Source organism: Bradyrhizobium sp. Tv2a-2 (assembly GCF_000472425.1).
GTDB lineage: Bacteria > Pseudomonadota > Alphaproteobacteria > Rhizobiales > Xanthobacteraceae > Bradyrhizobium.
Genome location: NZ_AXAI01000006.1, coordinates 370143 through 384563, shown reverse-complemented (window position 1 = coordinate 384563; position 14421 = coordinate 370143). Strand labels below are relative to the sequence as shown.

General features: G+C 64.0%; 13 protein-coding genes. 6 read left to right on the top strand and 7 right to left on the bottom strand.

The window, feature by feature from the left end; all coding sequences use genetic code 11:
• Positions 1–27: 27 nt before the first annotated feature.
• On the bottom strand, positions 28–1524 hold the full coding sequence (locus A3AI_RS0115015) for a CoA-acylating methylmalonate-semialdehyde dehydrogenase (RefSeq protein WP_024516373.1): 1497 nt from the start codon (positions 1522–1524) through the stop codon (positions 28–30).
• A gap of 100 nt (positions 1525–1624) precedes the next feature.
• On the opposite strand from A3AI_RS0115015, the gene A3AI_RS0115010 reads away from it, so the two are divergent.
• On the top strand, positions 1625–2536 hold the full coding sequence (locus A3AI_RS0115010; protein WP_024516372.1) for a LysR family transcriptional regulator: 912 nt from the start codon (positions 1625–1627) through the stop codon (positions 2534–2536).
• Between the two features lie 121 nt (positions 2537–2657).
• Here A3AI_RS0115010 and A3AI_RS0115005 read toward each other — a convergent pair whose 3' ends face one another.
• Positions 2658–3305, bottom strand: a complete 648-nt coding sequence (locus A3AI_RS0115005) for a TetR/AcrR family transcriptional regulator (RefSeq protein ID WP_024516371.1) — start codon at positions 3303–3305, stop codon at positions 2658–2660.
• 165 nt (positions 3306–3470) lie between these two features.
• Between A3AI_RS0115005 and A3AI_RS0115000 the strand changes: the two genes are divergently transcribed.
• The 3 genes from A3AI_RS0115000 (at position 3471) to A3AI_RS0114990 (ending at position 7143) form a co-directional block, all read left to right on the top strand.
• Positions 3471–4241 carry an enoyl-CoA hydratase gene (locus tag A3AI_RS0115000; protein ID WP_024516370.1) on the top strand — a complete coding sequence of 257 codons (771 nt, stop codon included), beginning with the start codon at positions 3471–3473 and terminating at the stop codon, positions 4239–4241.
• Between the two features lie 308 nt (positions 4242–4549).
• The gene (locus A3AI_RS0114995) at positions 4550–5743 is read left to right on the top strand and encodes an acetyl-CoA C-acyltransferase (RefSeq protein WP_024516369.1); all 1194 of its coding nucleotides are present in this window, start codon (positions 4550–4552) and stop codon (positions 5741–5743) included.
• Between the two features lie 101 nt (positions 5744–5844).
• Entirely contained in the window at positions 5845–7143 is a 1299-nt protein-coding gene (locus A3AI_RS0114990; protein WP_024516368.1) for an MFS transporter, read from the top strand.
• A gap of 110 nt (positions 7144–7253) precedes the next feature.
• Here A3AI_RS0114990 and A3AI_RS0114985 read toward each other — a convergent pair whose 3' ends face one another.
• Positions 7254–8813, bottom strand: coding sequence for an acyl-CoA carboxylase subunit beta (locus tag A3AI_RS0114985; RefSeq protein WP_024516367.1), 1560 nt, complete (start codon positions 8811–8813; stop codon positions 7254–7256).
• Positions 8743–9714: an IclR family transcriptional regulator gene (locus A3AI_RS0114980; protein ID WP_024516366.1), complete on the bottom strand. Its 972-nt coding sequence runs from the start codon at positions 9712–9714 to the stop codon at positions 8743–8745. Before A3AI_RS0114980 ends, A3AI_RS0114985 begins: the two co-directional genes overlap by 71 nt.
• Positions 9715–9807: 93 nt before the next feature.
• On the opposite strand from A3AI_RS0114980, the gene A3AI_RS0114975 reads away from it, so the two are divergent.
• Entirely contained in the window at positions 9808–10029 is a 222-nt protein-coding gene (locus A3AI_RS0114975; RefSeq protein WP_024516365.1) for an acyl-CoA carboxylase biotin carboxyl carrier protein subunit, read from the top strand.
• A 122-nt stretch (positions 10030–10151) separates the two neighbouring features.
• Positions 10152–12005: a glutaminase A gene (gene glsA / locus A3AI_RS0114970; RefSeq protein WP_024516364.1), complete on the top strand. Its 1854-nt coding sequence runs from the start codon at positions 10152–10154 to the stop codon at positions 12003–12005.
• A 4-nt stretch (positions 12006–12009) separates the two neighbouring features.
• Here glsA and A3AI_RS0114965 read toward each other — a convergent pair whose 3' ends face one another.
• The 3 genes from A3AI_RS0114965 to A3AI_RS0114955 form a co-directional block, all read right to left on the bottom strand.
• Positions 12010–12537: a carboxymuconolactone decarboxylase family protein gene (locus tag A3AI_RS0114965; RefSeq protein WP_024516363.1), complete on the bottom strand. Its 528-nt coding sequence runs from the start codon at positions 12535–12537 to the stop codon at positions 12010–12012.
• A gap of 335 nt (positions 12538–12872) precedes the next feature.
• On the bottom strand, positions 12873–13259 hold the full coding sequence (locus A3AI_RS0114960; protein ID WP_024516362.1) for a Zn-ribbon domain-containing OB-fold protein: 387 nt from the start codon (positions 13257–13259) through the stop codon (positions 12873–12875).
• Positions 13259–14392 (bottom strand): thiolase family protein, encoded by a 1134-nt coding sequence (locus A3AI_RS0114955; RefSeq protein WP_024516361.1) that lies wholly within the window; start codon positions 14390–14392, stop codon positions 13259–13261. The genes A3AI_RS0114960 and A3AI_RS0114955 overlap by 1 nt, the downstream gene beginning before the upstream one ends.
• Positions 14393–14421 lie beyond the last annotated feature (29 nt).

Genomic DNA, 14421 nt, shown 5'->3' with positions numbered 1-14421 from the left:
GGCGCTGCTCCCGCTGAACGACGCGCCTTACTTCATCGTCGGGATCGAGAACTCGGCGCCCTCCTTGACGCCCGAGGGCCAGCGGGAGGTCACCGTCTTGGTCTTGGTGTAGAAGCGGATCGAATCCGGACCATGCTGGTTGAGATCGCCGAAGCCCGATTTCTTCCAGCCGCCGAAGGTGTAGTAGGCGATCGGAACCGGGATCGGCACGTTGATGCCGACCATGCCGACATTGACCTTGGCCGCGAAATCGCGCGCAGCGTCGCCGTCGCGAGTGAAGATGGCAACGCCATTGCCGTAGTCGTGGTCCGACGGCAGCGCGAGCGCTTCCTTGTAGTCATGCGCGCGCACCACTGACAGCACGGGGCCGAAGATCTCTTCCTTGTAGATACGCATGTCCTTGGTGACGTTGTCGAACAGGCAACCACCGAGATAGAAGCCCTTCTCGTAGCCCTGCATCTTGAAGCCGCGGCCGTCGACGGCAAGCGTCGCGCCTTCCTTGATGCCGATATCGACATAGTTCTTCACCTTCTCGACCGCCTCGCGCGTCACCAGCGGGCCGTAATCGGCCGAGGGATCGATCGAGGTGCCGATCTTCAGCGACTCCACGCGCGGGATCAGCTTTTCCATCAGACGGTCGGCCGTGGTTTTGCCGACCGGCACGGCGACGGAGACCGCCATGCAGCGCTCGCCGGCCGAGCCGTAGCCCGCGCCGATCAGGGCGTCGACGGCCTGGTCCATGTCGGCATCCGGCATCACGATGGCGTGGTTCTTGGCGCCGCCAAAGCACTGGCAGCGCTTGCCGCTCGCGGCCGCGCGCTCGTAGATATATTGCGCGATCGGCGAGGAGCCGACAAAGCCGACGGCCTTGATGTCGGGATCGTCGAGGATCGCATCGACCGCTTCCTTGTCGCCGTTGACGACGTTGAGGATGCCTGCGGGCAGGCCCGCCTCGATCATGAGCTCGGCGAGCCGCATCGGCACGCCGGGATCGCGCTCGGACGGCTTCAAGATGAACGCGTTGCCGCAGGCGATCGCGGGCGCGAACTTCCACATCGGGATCATCGCGGGGAAGTTGAAAGGCGTGATGCCGGCGACCACGCCGAGCGGCTGGCGGAGCGAATAGATGTCGATGCCGGGGCCGGCGCCTTCCGTGTATTCGCCCTTCATCAGATGCGGAATGCCGCAGGCGAACTCGACCACCTCGAGCCCGCGCTGGATGTCGCCCTTGGCGTCGGGAACGGTCTTGCCGTGCTCGCGCGCGAGCAGCTCGGCCAGCTTGTCATAGTCGCGCTGCACCAGTTCCAGAAATTTCATCATCACCCGCGCGCGGCGCTGCGGATTGGTGTTGGCCCATTCCGGTTGCGCGGCGCGGGCGTTTTCCACCGCCGCGCGCACTTCCGCCTTTGAGGCCAGCGCCACCTTGCCCTGGACGTCGCCGGTCATCGGCTCGAACACGTCCGCTGACCGCCCCGAGGTGCCCTTGACCTCCTTGCCGCCGATGAAATGTCCGATTGAGCGCATGTTTACCTCCGAAAGGTCAGCCTGATGGCTTTGACAGAAGCCTTTTGACCTGCATTTTATAGGATTCAAGTCCGAGATATTGCACCTTAGATGTGCGGAAATGCTGGATCAAGGCGGCACGATCGATTGGGATGACTTCCGCTTCGTACTCGCAATCGTGCGCGGCGGCTCGGTTTCCGCTGCGGCGAAGCAGCTCGGGGTAGATCATGCCACCGTGATCCGGCGCGTGGACCGGCTGGAGCATCATCTGTCCGCAAAACTATTTGATCGGCGCAAGACCGGCTACCTCCTGACCGAGGCGGGCCAGCGCGTCGCCGACAGTGCCGAAGCCATGGAATCCACGATCGTCGCCAACCAGGAGGCAGTCGGCGGCTCGCGCGCGCATCTGACCGGCACGGTACGGATCGGCGCGCCCGACGGCTTTGGCAGCCACTTCCTGGCGCCGCGGCTGGTTCGGTTGGCGGATAGGTATCCCGATCTCGACCTGCAGCTGGTCGCCACCGCCCGCCTCTTCAGCCTCTCCAAGCGCGAGGCCGATATCGCGATCAGCCTGACCATGCCGAAAGAAGGCCGGATCGTCGGGCGCAAGCTGCTCGATTACAGGCTGGGATTGTACGCGACCCCAGCCTATCTCGACCGCGCGCCGAAGATCACTGCGCGTGACGACCTGCCCGCGCACCGCTTCGTCGGCTATATCGATGAGCTGCTGTTCACGCCGGAGCTCGACTATCTGCCGCAGGTCTCGCCAAAGATCTCGGCCAGCTTCCGCAGCGCCAACCTGATCGCCCAGCTCAACGCCACGCTTGCCGGCTTCGGCATCGCCGTGCTGCCGCATTTCATGGCAAGCGCCCATCCCGAGCTGCACCCGGTGCTGTCGGCCGAAGTCTCGATCTCGCGCACCTTCTGGCTTCTGATGCACGCGGACAGCAAGGACTTGGCACGCATCCGGGCGGTGGCGGACTATATCTATGAAACGGTGGAGCGAGAGCGGGCGCTGTTCAGCGGGAGCTAAAGCATGATCCGGAAAAGTGTGTAGCGGTTTTCCGAAAAGATCATGCTCAATCAAAGACCTAAAGCGCGATGACGATTCAACCAAATCTCATCGCGCTTTAGACTGCGCTGGCGTGCATCAATTAATGCGCCCTGGTTTCCTTCGCCGCTCCGTTCACCTTCGCCCGCACCTTCTTCGCGGCCGGCTTCGACGCGGCCACACGCGCCAGCGCGGCTTCCTTGCCGGCTTGCAACACCTCATCCGAAAGTTCGCCGCTTCCCGCGATGCGGGAGAGTACCAGCGTGCCCATCATGGTTGCGAGCAGGCTCGTGGCCTGCTTGCGGGCAGCCTTGCGCGGGACGTCCTGGATCTGGTCCGCGATCAGGTCGATCAGTTGCTCCGTCTTGGTGGCAAAGGCCCGACGGGTCTTCGGGCTCTCACGCGCGATTTCCGCGCCCAACGAGGTGATGGCACAACCGTGGCCGGGATCGTCGCGATGGGTGGGCGTCAAATAGGCATCGACGATCATGGCAAGCCGCCTCTCCGGCGGCGTTTCGGCTACAAGCTTACGCCAGTGCGCCAGCGAGCGGTCCATCGCGTAGCCAAAGGCCTCGATTACCAGCGAGTCGCGCGAATCGAAATGCGCATAGAACCCGCCATGGGTCAGCCCGGCCTCTTTCATCAGGTCGGCGACGCCGACCCCATGGGCGCCCCTCTCGCGGAGCCTGATCGAAGCCTTGCGCACGATGCGCGCGTGGGTTTCTTGTTTGTGTTCCCTGGAATAGCGCATGGGCGTCCTATGGAATGTTTATGGTCATATAATAACATCGCCGACGAAAAAAGCTGCATCAATTTCTTTAATTTGCGTTCATATTGATGAAAGCATCGTCGGCTTGACAAGCTGGCCTGACACCGCGGAAGTGGTCAAGCCAAACGTTCATTTGCGAGCTCTGCCATGCCAACACTCAACAATTATTGCAGCGTCGACCGCGATCCTCGCGGCGTTGCAACTTTCACCATACGAAATGCCGGCTCGCTCAACATCTTGAGCTCGCCGGTCATCGACGGCGTGCGGACCGGGTTGGAGCAGGTCGCCGCTGACAATCAAATCCGCGTGCTGGTTCTGAAAGGCGGCAGCGACAAGAGCCTGATAGGCGGCGCCGATATCAAGGAGATGGCAACCCTCGACCAGCAGTCAGCGGAAGCCTTCATCACGCGGCTGCGAGACCTCTGCGAGGCGATCCGCGCCTTTCCGGCGCCGGTGATTGCGCGGATGCCCGGCTGGTGCCTCGGCGGCGGCCTGGAAGCTGCTGCTGCTTGCGATTTCAGGATAGCCGCGCACGACGCCAGATTCGGCATGCCGGAGGTCCGGGTCGGTATCCCCTCGGTAATCCACGCGGCGCTGCTGCCGCGGCTGATCGGCTGGGGCCGCGCGCGCTGGCTGGTGATGACAGCGGAGACGATCGACGCGCCGACCGCGCTCGCCTGGGGGCTGGTCGACCTGGTGGCGCGTGAAGGCGGACTGGATGAGGCGGTCGAGCACACCGTGCAGTCGCTGCTCGCCTGCGGCGCGGAAGCACTGCGCGCGCAAAAGGCGCTGCTGCGGCAATGGGAGGAATTGCCACTGAAGGAGTCGGTGGACTTGAGCATCGGCGTGTTCGGCAGATCGTTCCTCACTGACGAGCCGAAACGGCTGATGCAGGCGTTTATCGACCGGAAGCGATAGAACGGGGCGCCGAGCCATGGACGTAGCCCGGGCAAGCGAAGCGACACCCGGGACTTCGCTTTCTCCCGCATACCGCTGCGGTCATGCGGCCTACGGATAACCGGTCTGCACATAACGCAGGCCCTTGAATACTGGACCATTCGTCTATTGCGGATAATGACGGCATCGGCGTGGCCGCCGTATTGGCGACAGCTGGCAGCCGACGACCTCGCCCCGTAAAGTTTAATCCGCTCCCGCCATTGCAAATCTTGCGGCGCATCATATGATGATTGTCATCTCATATTATGTCATCTCCCGGGAGATTTGCCATGGCCGCCTCCGATCCCGTCGTCATCGTTTCCGCCGCCCGCACCCCGCTCGGCCGCTTCATGGGGGAATTGTCGCCGCTCGCAGCCCACAAGCTTGGTTCCCATGTGATTGGCGCGGCGCTGGAACGCGCAAAGCTCAAGCCGGAGCGGATCGACGAGGTGTTCATGGGCAATGTGCTCCCCGCAGGGCAGGGCCAGGCGCCGGCGCGGCAGGCCGCGCGCGGTGCAGGTCTGCCGGACGCCACCGGCGCCACCACTGTCAACAAGGTCTGCGGCTCCGGCATGAAGGCCACCATGCTTGCCCATGACATTATCAAGGCCGGCTCCGCCGAGATCGTGCTTTCCGGTGGCATGGAGAGCATGACCAATGCCCCCTACCTGCTCGCCAAGGCGCGCGGCGGCTATCGCGCCGGCCATGACCGCATCATCGACCACATGATGATGGATGGTCTCGAGGACGCCTACGAGACCGGCCGCTCCATGGGCGATTTCGGCGAGGCGACCGCGGAAGCCTATCAATTCACCCGCAAGGACCAGGACGCCTACGCGATGGAGACCTTGAGTCGCGCGCGCAAGGCGGTCGAGAGCGGCGCCTTCAAGGCCGAGATCGCGCCGATCACCATCACCGAAAAGGCGGGACCGAAAATCATCGCCAATGACGAGCATCCGCTGAAGGTTGATCCCGCAAAAATTCCCTCCCTCAAGCCCGCGTTCCGCCCCAACGGCACCATCACGCCGGCCGCCTCCTCCGCCAACGCCGATGGCGCGGCAGCGCTGGTTCTGACCAGACGTTCGCTTGCCGAGCGCGAGGGCCTGCCCATTCTCGCCGAGATCAAGGGCCACTCGACCCATAGCCAGGAACCGCAATGGTTCACGACCGCGCCGATCCCGGCGATCAGGAAGCTGCTCGACAAGGTCGGCTGGAGCGCGTCTGACGTCGACCTGTTCGAGATCAACGAGGCCTTTGCAGTGGTCGCGATGGCGGCGCAGCGCGACCTCGGCATTTCCCGCGACCGGCTCAACATCAATGGCGGCGCCTGCGCACTCGGCCACCCGATCGGCGCCACCGGCGCGCGATTGATCGTCACCTTGCTGCATGCCATGGAGGCGCAGAATGCGAAGCGCGGCGTCGCCTCGCTCTGCATCGGCGGCGGCGAAGCGACGGCGATCGCGGTGGAGCGGATCGCGGCCTGAGGCCCCGTCCGAAAATGAGGGAACTTTGGCATTTTAGTCATGCCGCCATTGCGGCATGATGCATATGTGACCAATCCAGATAAATCCTCCCGGGGGCGATATTGATTTCGAACTGGCTCGCTGCGGCGCTTGCCCGCCGCAACATTCACTACGGCTGGGTCATGGTCGGCGCGACCTTCTTTGCCGCGCTGGTCTCGGCCGGCACGGTCGGCGCGCCCGGCGTCTTCATCGCACCGCTGCAGCAGGAGTTCGGCTGGAGCACGGCGGAGATTTCATCCGCGCTCTCGATCCGCTTCATCCTGTTTGGCTTGATGGCGCCGTTCGCGGCGGCGCTTCTCAACCGCTATGGCCTGCGCAATGTGACGCTCGCCGCGCAGCTCATCGTGGTTTCGGCGCTGGTGCTTTCCTTGGGAATGACGCAGGTCTGGCAGCTGATGCTGTTATGGGGCGTTGTGGTCGGAATCGGCACCGGCATGACAGCGCTGGTGCTGGGCGCGACCATCGCCACGCGCTGGTTCGTGGCGCGACGCGGGCTCGTGGTCGGCATGCTATCCGCGAGCGTCGCGACGGGACAGCTCCTGTTCCTGCCGCTGCTCGCAAGCCTGACCGATCATTTCGGCTGGCGGGTCGGGCTTTCCTTCATTTGCGGATTGCTCGCGGTTGCGGCCTTTGTGGTGTTCCTGGTGATGCGCGACCGTCCGAGCGACGTCGGTTTACGTCCCTTTGGCGACACTGGCAGCGAGCCTCTGCCCGCGCCCCCGCCGAACAACGCGCCGATCATGGCGGCAGCACTCGGCACCTTGCGTGACGTGTCGAAGACCGGAACCTTCTGGATCCTGTTTGCGACCTTCTTCGTCTGCGGCGCCTCGACCAACGGGCTGGTCCAGGTGCATCTGATTCCAATGTGCCTCGACTTCGGCATTCCGCAAGTGCAGGCCGCGAGCCTGCTCGCGGCAATGGGCATTTTCGATTTCTTCGGCACCATCTGCTCCGGCTGGCTGTCCGACCGCTTCGACAACCGCTTCCTGCTGTTCTGGTATTACGGGCTGCGCGGCCTGTCGCTGGTGGCGCTGCCGTTCACGGATTTCTCCTTCTACGGCCTGTCGCTGTTTGCGATGTTCTATGGGCTCGACTGGATCGCGACGGTACCACCGACCGTGCGCCTCACCGCGCAACGCTTTGGGCCCGAGCGCGCGAATCTGGTGTTCGGCTGGATCTTCGCGGGCCACCAGATCGGCGCTGCCACAGCCGCGTTCGGCGCTGGCCTGTCGCGCACGCTGCTGGCCAGCTATTTGCCTGCCTTCTTCGCCGCAGGAGCGCTGTGCATCGTCGCGTCATTAATGGTGCTCACGATGTCACGGGTGCCAAAACCGTTGGTGGCGGCTCAACCTGCCGAGTGAAGCGTCCTTGCAGGTCGAGCAAGGCGAAGCGTGCCCCATCGATCAGGCCCGCTCTCGCAACCTGGTGGACACAGCGCGTAGACGCGCCCCTGCCCACCCTACGTTCTTCGTTACGGCCGGATCGTCATGCCCTTCGCAAGCCCCGGTGTCCGCAACGGCTCGGCCAGGCGCGTGAACTCGCAGAGCAGCGCGCGCGTCTTCCTGGGATCGATGATCTCTTCCACCCAGAATTTTTCGGCGGAGCGGAACGGCGAGCGCAGCTTGTTGAGGCGGGCCTCGATCTCCTTGAGCTTGGCCGATGGATCCTCCGCTGCATCGATCTCCGCACGATAGGCCGCCTCGATGCCGCCTTCGAGCGGCAGCGAACCCCAATAGGCCGATGGCCAGGCGTAGCGGATGGAGAAGCGGTCGGCCGGCTGATGCACGACGCCCGCGACGCCAAAGGAGTTGCGGATGATCACCGTGCACCAGGGCACCGTGGTCTGGTTGACCGCGGCCATGGCGCGCACGCCGTGCCGAATGGTTGCCGCCTTCTCCGCTTCCAGCCCGATCATGAAGCCCGGGCAGTCCATCAGATAGACAATCGGCAGATGGAAGGTCTCGGCGAAGTCGACCCAGCGCACCACCTTCTGGCAGGCCTCCGCTGTCCAGGAGCCGCCATAATGGAAGGGGTCGCTCGCGAGCAGAAGGACCGCGCGGCCCTCGAGTCGCGCAAGGCCCACGATGATCGGCCGGCCGAAATTGCTGTTGAGCTCGAAGAACGAGCCCTTGTCGACCACCGACTCGATGATCGGGCGCATCTTGTAGACCTGCTTGCGGCTGCGCGGCACCGCTTTCAGCAGCGTCTCCTCGCTCCGTTCGGGATCGTCGTTGCAAGCAATTGTGGGCGGAAGCTCGAACACCGAGGACGGCAGGTAGGACAGGAAACGCCGCGCGCGCGCAAATGCTTCCTCCTCCGTATCCACGGCGTCATCGACGCCGCCGGCGCGGGTCTGGATGTCGGCACCGCCAAGCTCCTGCTTGGAGAGGTCCTGCCCCAGCCGCTTCACCACCGGGGGTCCCGCGACGAACATCGCGGAGCTGCGCGTCATGACCGAGTAATGGCTTGCGGCTAGGCGCGCCGCGCCGAGGCCGGCAACCGAGCCGAGCCCGAGGCCGACCACCGGCACATGCGCGAGATTTTCCGTCGTATAGCGGTACCAGCGGTTGCCGCCGATGCCGCCCGGAAGATTGGCCGCGCCCTTGGTCTCGATCGTCTTCACCGAGCCGCCTCCGCCGGAGCCCTCGATGATGCGGATGATCGGCAGGCGGAAATCGTGCGCCATCTCCTCCGCCATCAAAGGCTTTGCGGAGATTGACGCATCGGCGGAGCCGCCGCGGACCGTAAAATCGTCGCCGACCACGACGACGGTACGGCCGCCCACCTTGCCGCGGCCGAACACGCAGTTCGCCGGCGTCAGATTGGTGAGTTCGCCCTTGTCGTCATACTCGCCGATGCCTGAGATCGCACCGATTTCGTGGAAGCTGTCGGCATCGACCATCTTGTCGATGCGTTCGCGGACGGTGAGCCGGCCCTGGTCGCGCTGTCGCTTGACCTTCTCAACGCCTCCCATCTCGCGCGCGAAGGCCTCGCGCCGAGCGAGCTCGTCGAGTTCGGGCTTCCAGATCATTCGTCTCCTCCGTCATGGTCATTTTGTTGTTGGGAGCAACGCCAAGCGTTTTCCGCTCCAGCCGGTTGTTGAAGATGTCGCCTTCCGCAGTCTCGAGCAGGCCGCCCACCGCGGCCGCGAGCTCGCGCATCACGGGCGCTGCCTCCGTGTGCAGCCGCGCGTCGTCGTACATCGCAGCCAGCAGCCCGATCGTCACGCAGACAAAGGTCTGATACTGCGGCGACCACAGCGGCACCGCGACGCCATTGATGTGCGGCGACCAGAGGCCACAGGCGACGACATAGCCGTTCTCGCGCAAAAACTGACGGCTGGTCTCGATCCGGGGCTTCAGCACCTTGGCGGCCTCAGGCGCCTCGCGCTCCATCTCGGCGAGCAGCGCATCGCCAGCGTCGGGCTCCAGCGCTGCGGTGTAGGCATGGCCTGCCGCCGTGCTCGCCATCGAGATGCGGCTGCCGGTGACCTCGTGCAGTCCGAGTGCGTTCGCCGAGCGGGCGTATTCGAGATAGACGAGGTGGAAGCGATCGGGGATCACAAAGCCGACAGTGCCGGGCAACTGGTCTGCGACATCCTGCAAGCGCTGCCGGATCAGGTTGCGCAGCTGCAGCCCCTTCATCATCGAGGTGCTCATCGCCACCGCGCTCGGGCCGATGCGATATTTCTGATCGCGCGGCAGATAGACGAGCTGGCCCATCCGCGTCAGCGTGTGCGTGAGCCGCGACACCGTCGAGCGCGGCAGGCCGCAGCGATTGGAAATTTCCAGATTTCCCAGCCGCGCCTCGTGCCCCTCAAAACATCGGAGCACGTCAAAGGCGCGGGAGACCACCTGAATGACGTCACCTTCACCTGTCGCGTCACTGGTAAGCAGTCTTGGCCTGCTCAGCCGCTCGGAGCGTCGTCCCATAGCTTCCACCCGATTCCGTTGTGCGGAATAAAATTCCACTTGAAGAACAAGCTACCTCAGGCATTGTGCGGCGACAACAAAAAGCCGGTTGGCATGCCAGATATCAAGATCGTTACAGAAGTCGCCGGGCGCATCTGCGCCCTCCCCATTCCGCTTGGCGCTGACGTTGGCGATGGCGAGGACATCGCCTTCGTCGAGGCGATGAAGATGGAAATTCCGGTCGCCTCGCCTGCAGCCGGCAAAGTGAAATCCATACTGGTCGCGGTCGACGACGTCGTCGCCGAAGGCCAGGTGGTGGCGATCCTCGAGACCTGACGCGCGCTGCCTGCGCACTCGGCAGACTGCCGCGCCAACCGGCCGGCAGAGTGGTTTCGATGTGCCGCGCGGCGTCGTAACATCGCGCGAACGCCTGTCTCACTTCGGAAGATGTCATGGACATGATGCGAACGGCGCCAGTCGCGGGCGCGCGCAATTGGGCGGCCTCCTCGCCGCCGCTGCTGCGGTTTCTGACCGCGTGCCACAAGGATTTCGCCGCTGACGATTCCGGCGAGGTCGCCCATTACATCCCCGAGCTTGGCAAGGCGCACCCCGAGCATTTCGGCATCTCGCTTGCGACACTGGACGGTCATGTCTACGAGATCGGCGATTCCCGCGTGCCCTTCACCATCCAGTCGATGTCGAAGCCGTTCGTGTTCGCGCTGGCGCTGGACACGCTGGGCGCGACGCGGGTGGAAGCAGTGATCGGCGTAGAACCATCCGGCGATCCCTTCAACTCGATCCGGCTCAATGCGGAGAACCATCCATTCAATCCGATGGTCAATGCCGGCGCGATCGCCTGCTCCGGCCTGATCCTGGAAGCAAAGGGCGATGCGGCCTTCGACATCGTGCGCCAGGCTTTGAGCCGCTTCGCCGGGCGCGAGCTTGACGTCGATGAAGCCGTGTTTGCCTCGGAAAACGCGACCGGCGACCGCAACCGCGCCATCGGCTATCTGCTGCGCACCTCCGGTGTCGTCAAGGAAGACGTCCGCAAGGTGCTCGACGTCTATTTCCGGCAGTGCTCGGTCCTGGTGACCGCGCGCGACGCCGCGGTCATGGCGGCGACGCTCGCCAATCGCGGCATCAATCCCGTCACCGGCGAGCAGGTGGTGACGCCCTACGCCGTCTCGCGCACGCTGAGTGTGATGACATCGTCGGGCATGTACGACTATGCCGGCGAATGGATCTATCGCGTCGGCATCCCGGCCAAGAGCGGCGTCGGCGGCGGCATTCTTGCGGCGCTGCCGGCACGGCTGGGCTTGGGCAGCTATTCGCCTCGGCTCGACGCCCACGGCAACAGCGTGCGCGGCATCAAGGTCTGCGAGGCGCTGTCGTCGCATTACGGGCTGCACATGCTGAGCCGGGCCGACGATGCGCGCAATGCCGTCATCGCCGACTACAACATCGGCAAGAGCTGCTCGCGCCGCAGCCGCAGGCCGCAGGAGCGCCGGATTCTCGCCGCCCATCACAACCAGGTCCGGATCATCGAGCTGGTGGGGACACTATCGTTCTCCACCGTCGATTATGTCTCGCGCCAGCTTGCCAGCAAGCCGCGCCCGCAATTCGTGATCTTCGACCTCCGCCGGATCGCCGCGGTGACGCCGGCCGGCGGACGGTTGCTGGCGGAAGAGTTCCAGGAGCTTGCGAATTTCAACGTCACGGTGATCCTGTCAGGGATCGATCGCGCCTCGGGGCAATGGAAAAGCATTGGCGAATGGGCCGCGGGACTTTCCAACATCCGCAACTATCCCCTGCTCGACGACGCCATCGAATGGGCGGAGGATCAGATCGTCTACCGCCATGGCGGCAACATCTATGCGGTGGAGGTCACCGAGCTTGCCGAGCAGATGCTGCTCGCGGGCCTCGACAAGGAGGAGCTGGACCAGCTCACTGCGCTTGGCACCGTCAAGACCTATCGGCCCGGCGAGAAGATCCTGGCTGAGGGCGAGCCGGCCTCTTCGCTATTCTTCCTCAAATCAGGCGTCGTCCACGTCAAGCTGCCGAACGGCATCCGCGTTGCAACCATCACGGCAGGCATGGCATTCGGGGAGATGGCACTCCTGGAGCCGCACCGTTCGGCCGATGTCTATGCCGACGCGCAGGTGACCGCGCTCGAGGTGCAGCTCGCAGATTTCGAGCGCTTCCGCGAAGACAATCCGCGCGCTGGCGAACGGATCATGCGCAACCTCGCTCAGCTCCTGGCCGACCGGCTGATCCTGGCCAACACCAAGCTGAACTTGCTGACGGCGACGTAACGTCTTACGGGATCACCTCCGAAGCCGGCTGCATGTCGATCTTGAAGGTCTCCAGGAACTTCGAGGTCATGACATAGAAGCCGACGGCGAGTTGCAACTCGACCAATGCTCCGGGAGTCAATTTGGCGGCGATCGCCTTGAAGGTTGCGTCGGTGGCACGCGGCAGCCTGACGGTCTCGTCGGCGAAGGCGAGCGCGGCGCGCTGCACCTCGTTGAAGCAGGTGGCTGACTGCCAGTTCTCCAGCGCCGCGTTCTGCTCGTCGGTGACGCCGACATTCTTGCCGATGCGTTTGTGGGCTGTGATCTCGTACGGCGCCTCGCACAAAATCCCGGTGCGCGTGATCGCAAGCTCCCGCACCACCGGGTCAAGCTCACCCTTGTGCCTGATGGCGCCGCCGAGCCGGCAATATTGCTCAAGATAACTCGGTGAATGCGCCATCATGCGGAAGATGTTGGCGTTGCGGTTCTTGCCGAGCAGTTCGCGAGTGCGGTCGCTGTGTTTAGCTGGATCGCTATAGGCAATACGGGCCATCTATGTTCCACCTTGGGTTTCCGGGCCGGCTCTTTTGAGTTCCAAAGCTTTGATCCCGTAAACGAGTATCGCCTGCGCGACGCAACAGCAACACGCCCGAGTCAAATTGCCGCCGTATTACTGTTCGACCTTGGTACAGTCGATATTCGCCGCGTGGGGACAACATAACGCGAATACGAATCGTGGGGTGTTCCGAGTAAAATCTGACTGTCTATGCGCGTTCGCGCGCAACGATGAGTCATGCCCAGGTCTAGGGAGGAGAGGCATGAAGCATGCCACCAGGAGGGCGACCTCGGAGGCATTCGCGCACTTGCTGGCGGTGACGGCAATGCTCGTCATCGCCAGCGTTCTGTTCTATCGGGTTGAGAAGCCTTCGCAAAGCAAGGCACAACCCGTCCGGCAAATTGAACAAAGCGTACAGTGACGCGATCGCCCATGGCGACATCCGTGTCGCCATGGGCCATCATGCGAAAGCCCTCATCGGTATCGACCAGCACGATATTGTAGGGCACATGCGCCTTGGTCTCCGGCGTCGCAGCGCGGCAGACCAGCGATGCCGCGTAGACTGTCCCCTCGCCGCTGGCGCGGAGTTCCCTCAGTTCCGTCGCACCGCATGAGGCGCAGAAGCCGCGCCGGAAATACTGCCTGGCGCCGCAAGCCGCGCAGCTTTGATAGACGATCGCGGCTTCGCCTGTCGTCCAGTCCGCAAGCTTCTCGCTCATCACACCCGCTCCAGGAACATGCTGACATGCGAGGACAGCACCCCGCCATCGCCATGAAGCAACGCAAGCGAGGCGTCGCGCACCTGGCGGTCGTCGGCGCGTCCCGTCATCTGCAGATGCGCCTCGACCAGATGCGCCATGGCGCCGCCGACGCCGCAATGGCCGTAGCTGAGGAGACCGCCATGGGTGTTGAGCGGCATCTCTCCGTCGCGCGAGAAATGACCGGCGCGAACCTGCGCTGCCGCCTCGCCGCGCTTGGCGAGTCCCAGGTCCTCAAGCAGCATGGCGAGCGTAATCGTGAAACTATCGTAGACCGCGGCATAGCGCACGTCGGAGATCGCAATGCCTGTGGCTGCTTTCGCCCTGGCAATCGCGATCTCGGCGCCGAGCCTGTCGAGCGAAGGCGCCGCCGTGACGTGCTGATGGGTGTGCGCCTGGGCGCAGCCGCGGATGCGCACGCGCGCCGCATTGGTCGGCTCGCGGCTTATAATGAAAGCGGCGCCGCCGTCGGAGACGGGGCAGCAGTCGAGCAACTTTAACGGCAACGCCACGGGCTTTGAAGCCATCACGTCCGCAACTGTGATTGGGTCATGGAACTGCGCGCCGGGATGGCCAAGCGCGTGACGCCGCATCAGCACCGCGAACTCGGCTAGGTCCTCTTGCGTCACGCCGTATTCGTGCATGTAGCGCGAAGCCACGAGGCCGTAATAGGCGGGAATCGTCGGGCCGAGCGGCACCTCGTAGTCGGGATGACCGACTTGCGCCAGCGCCTGGATCGAGGCGTCGCGGCTCTGTCCGGTCAGCCGGTTCTCGCCGGCGACGACCAGCACATGCCGCACCACGCCAGCTTCGACGAGCGTGTGCGCGAGCATGGTCATGGCGAGCCCGGTGGCGCCGCCGACCTGTACGGCGTGCGCGTAGGACGGCTGGATGCCGAAATGCTCGGCAAACACGGTCGCCAGCATGATGTGCGGCGACACCGTAGAGTAGCCGCAGAGAATGCCGTCGATCTCGCCACGCGTAAGCCCGGCGTCGTCAAGTGCCAGCGCGGCGGCCTGGCTCATCAGGTCGAGCGAGGACGAGCCTTCGTGCTTGCCGTAGGAGGTTAATCCAACGCCGGTGATATAGCTCATCGGGCCTCACCTTCCGTCATTCCGGGTTC

Coding starts and splice junctions, on each gene's coding strand:
- A3AI_RS0115015 (WP_024516373.1), bottom strand. CDS start 1,524: ATGCGCTCAATCGGACATTTCATCGGCGGCAAGGAGGTCAAGGGCACC.
- A3AI_RS0115010 (WP_024516372.1), top strand. CDS start 1,625: ATGCTGGATCAAGGCGGCACGATCGATTGGGATGACTTCCGCTTCGTA.
- A3AI_RS0115005 (WP_024516371.1), bottom strand. CDS start 3,305: ATGCGCTATTCCAGGGAACACAAACAAGAAACCCACGCGCGCATCGTG.
- A3AI_RS0115000 (WP_024516370.1), top strand. CDS start 3,471: ATGCCAACACTCAACAATTATTGCAGCGTCGACCGCGATCCTCGCGGC.
- A3AI_RS0114995 (WP_024516369.1), top strand. CDS start 4,550: ATGGCCGCCTCCGATCCCGTCGTCATCGTTTCCGCCGCCCGCACCCCG.
- A3AI_RS0114985 (WP_024516367.1), bottom strand. CDS start 8,813: ATGATCTGGAAGCCCGAACTCGACGAGCTCGCTCGGCGCGAGGCCTTC.
- A3AI_RS0114980 (WP_024516366.1), bottom strand. CDS start 9,714: ATGGGACGACGCTCCGAGCGGCTGAGCAGGCCAAGACTGCTTACCAGT.
- A3AI_RS0114975 (WP_024516365.1), top strand. CDS start 9,808: ATGCCAGATATCAAGATCGTTACAGAAGTCGCCGGGCGCATCTGCGCC.
- glsA (WP_024516364.1), top strand. CDS start 10,152: ATGATGCGAACGGCGCCAGTCGCGGGCGCGCGCAATTGGGCGGCCTCC.
- A3AI_RS0114965 (WP_024516363.1), bottom strand. CDS start 12,537: ATGGCCCGTATTGCCTATAGCGATCCAGCTAAACACAGCGACCGCACT.
- A3AI_RS0114960 (WP_024516362.1), bottom strand. CDS start 13,259: ATGAGCGAGAAGCTTGCGGACTGGACGACAGGCGAAGCCGCGATCGTC.
- A3AI_RS0114955 (WP_024516361.1), bottom strand. CDS start 14,392: ATGAGCTATATCACCGGCGTTGGATTAACCTCCTACGGCAAGCACGAA.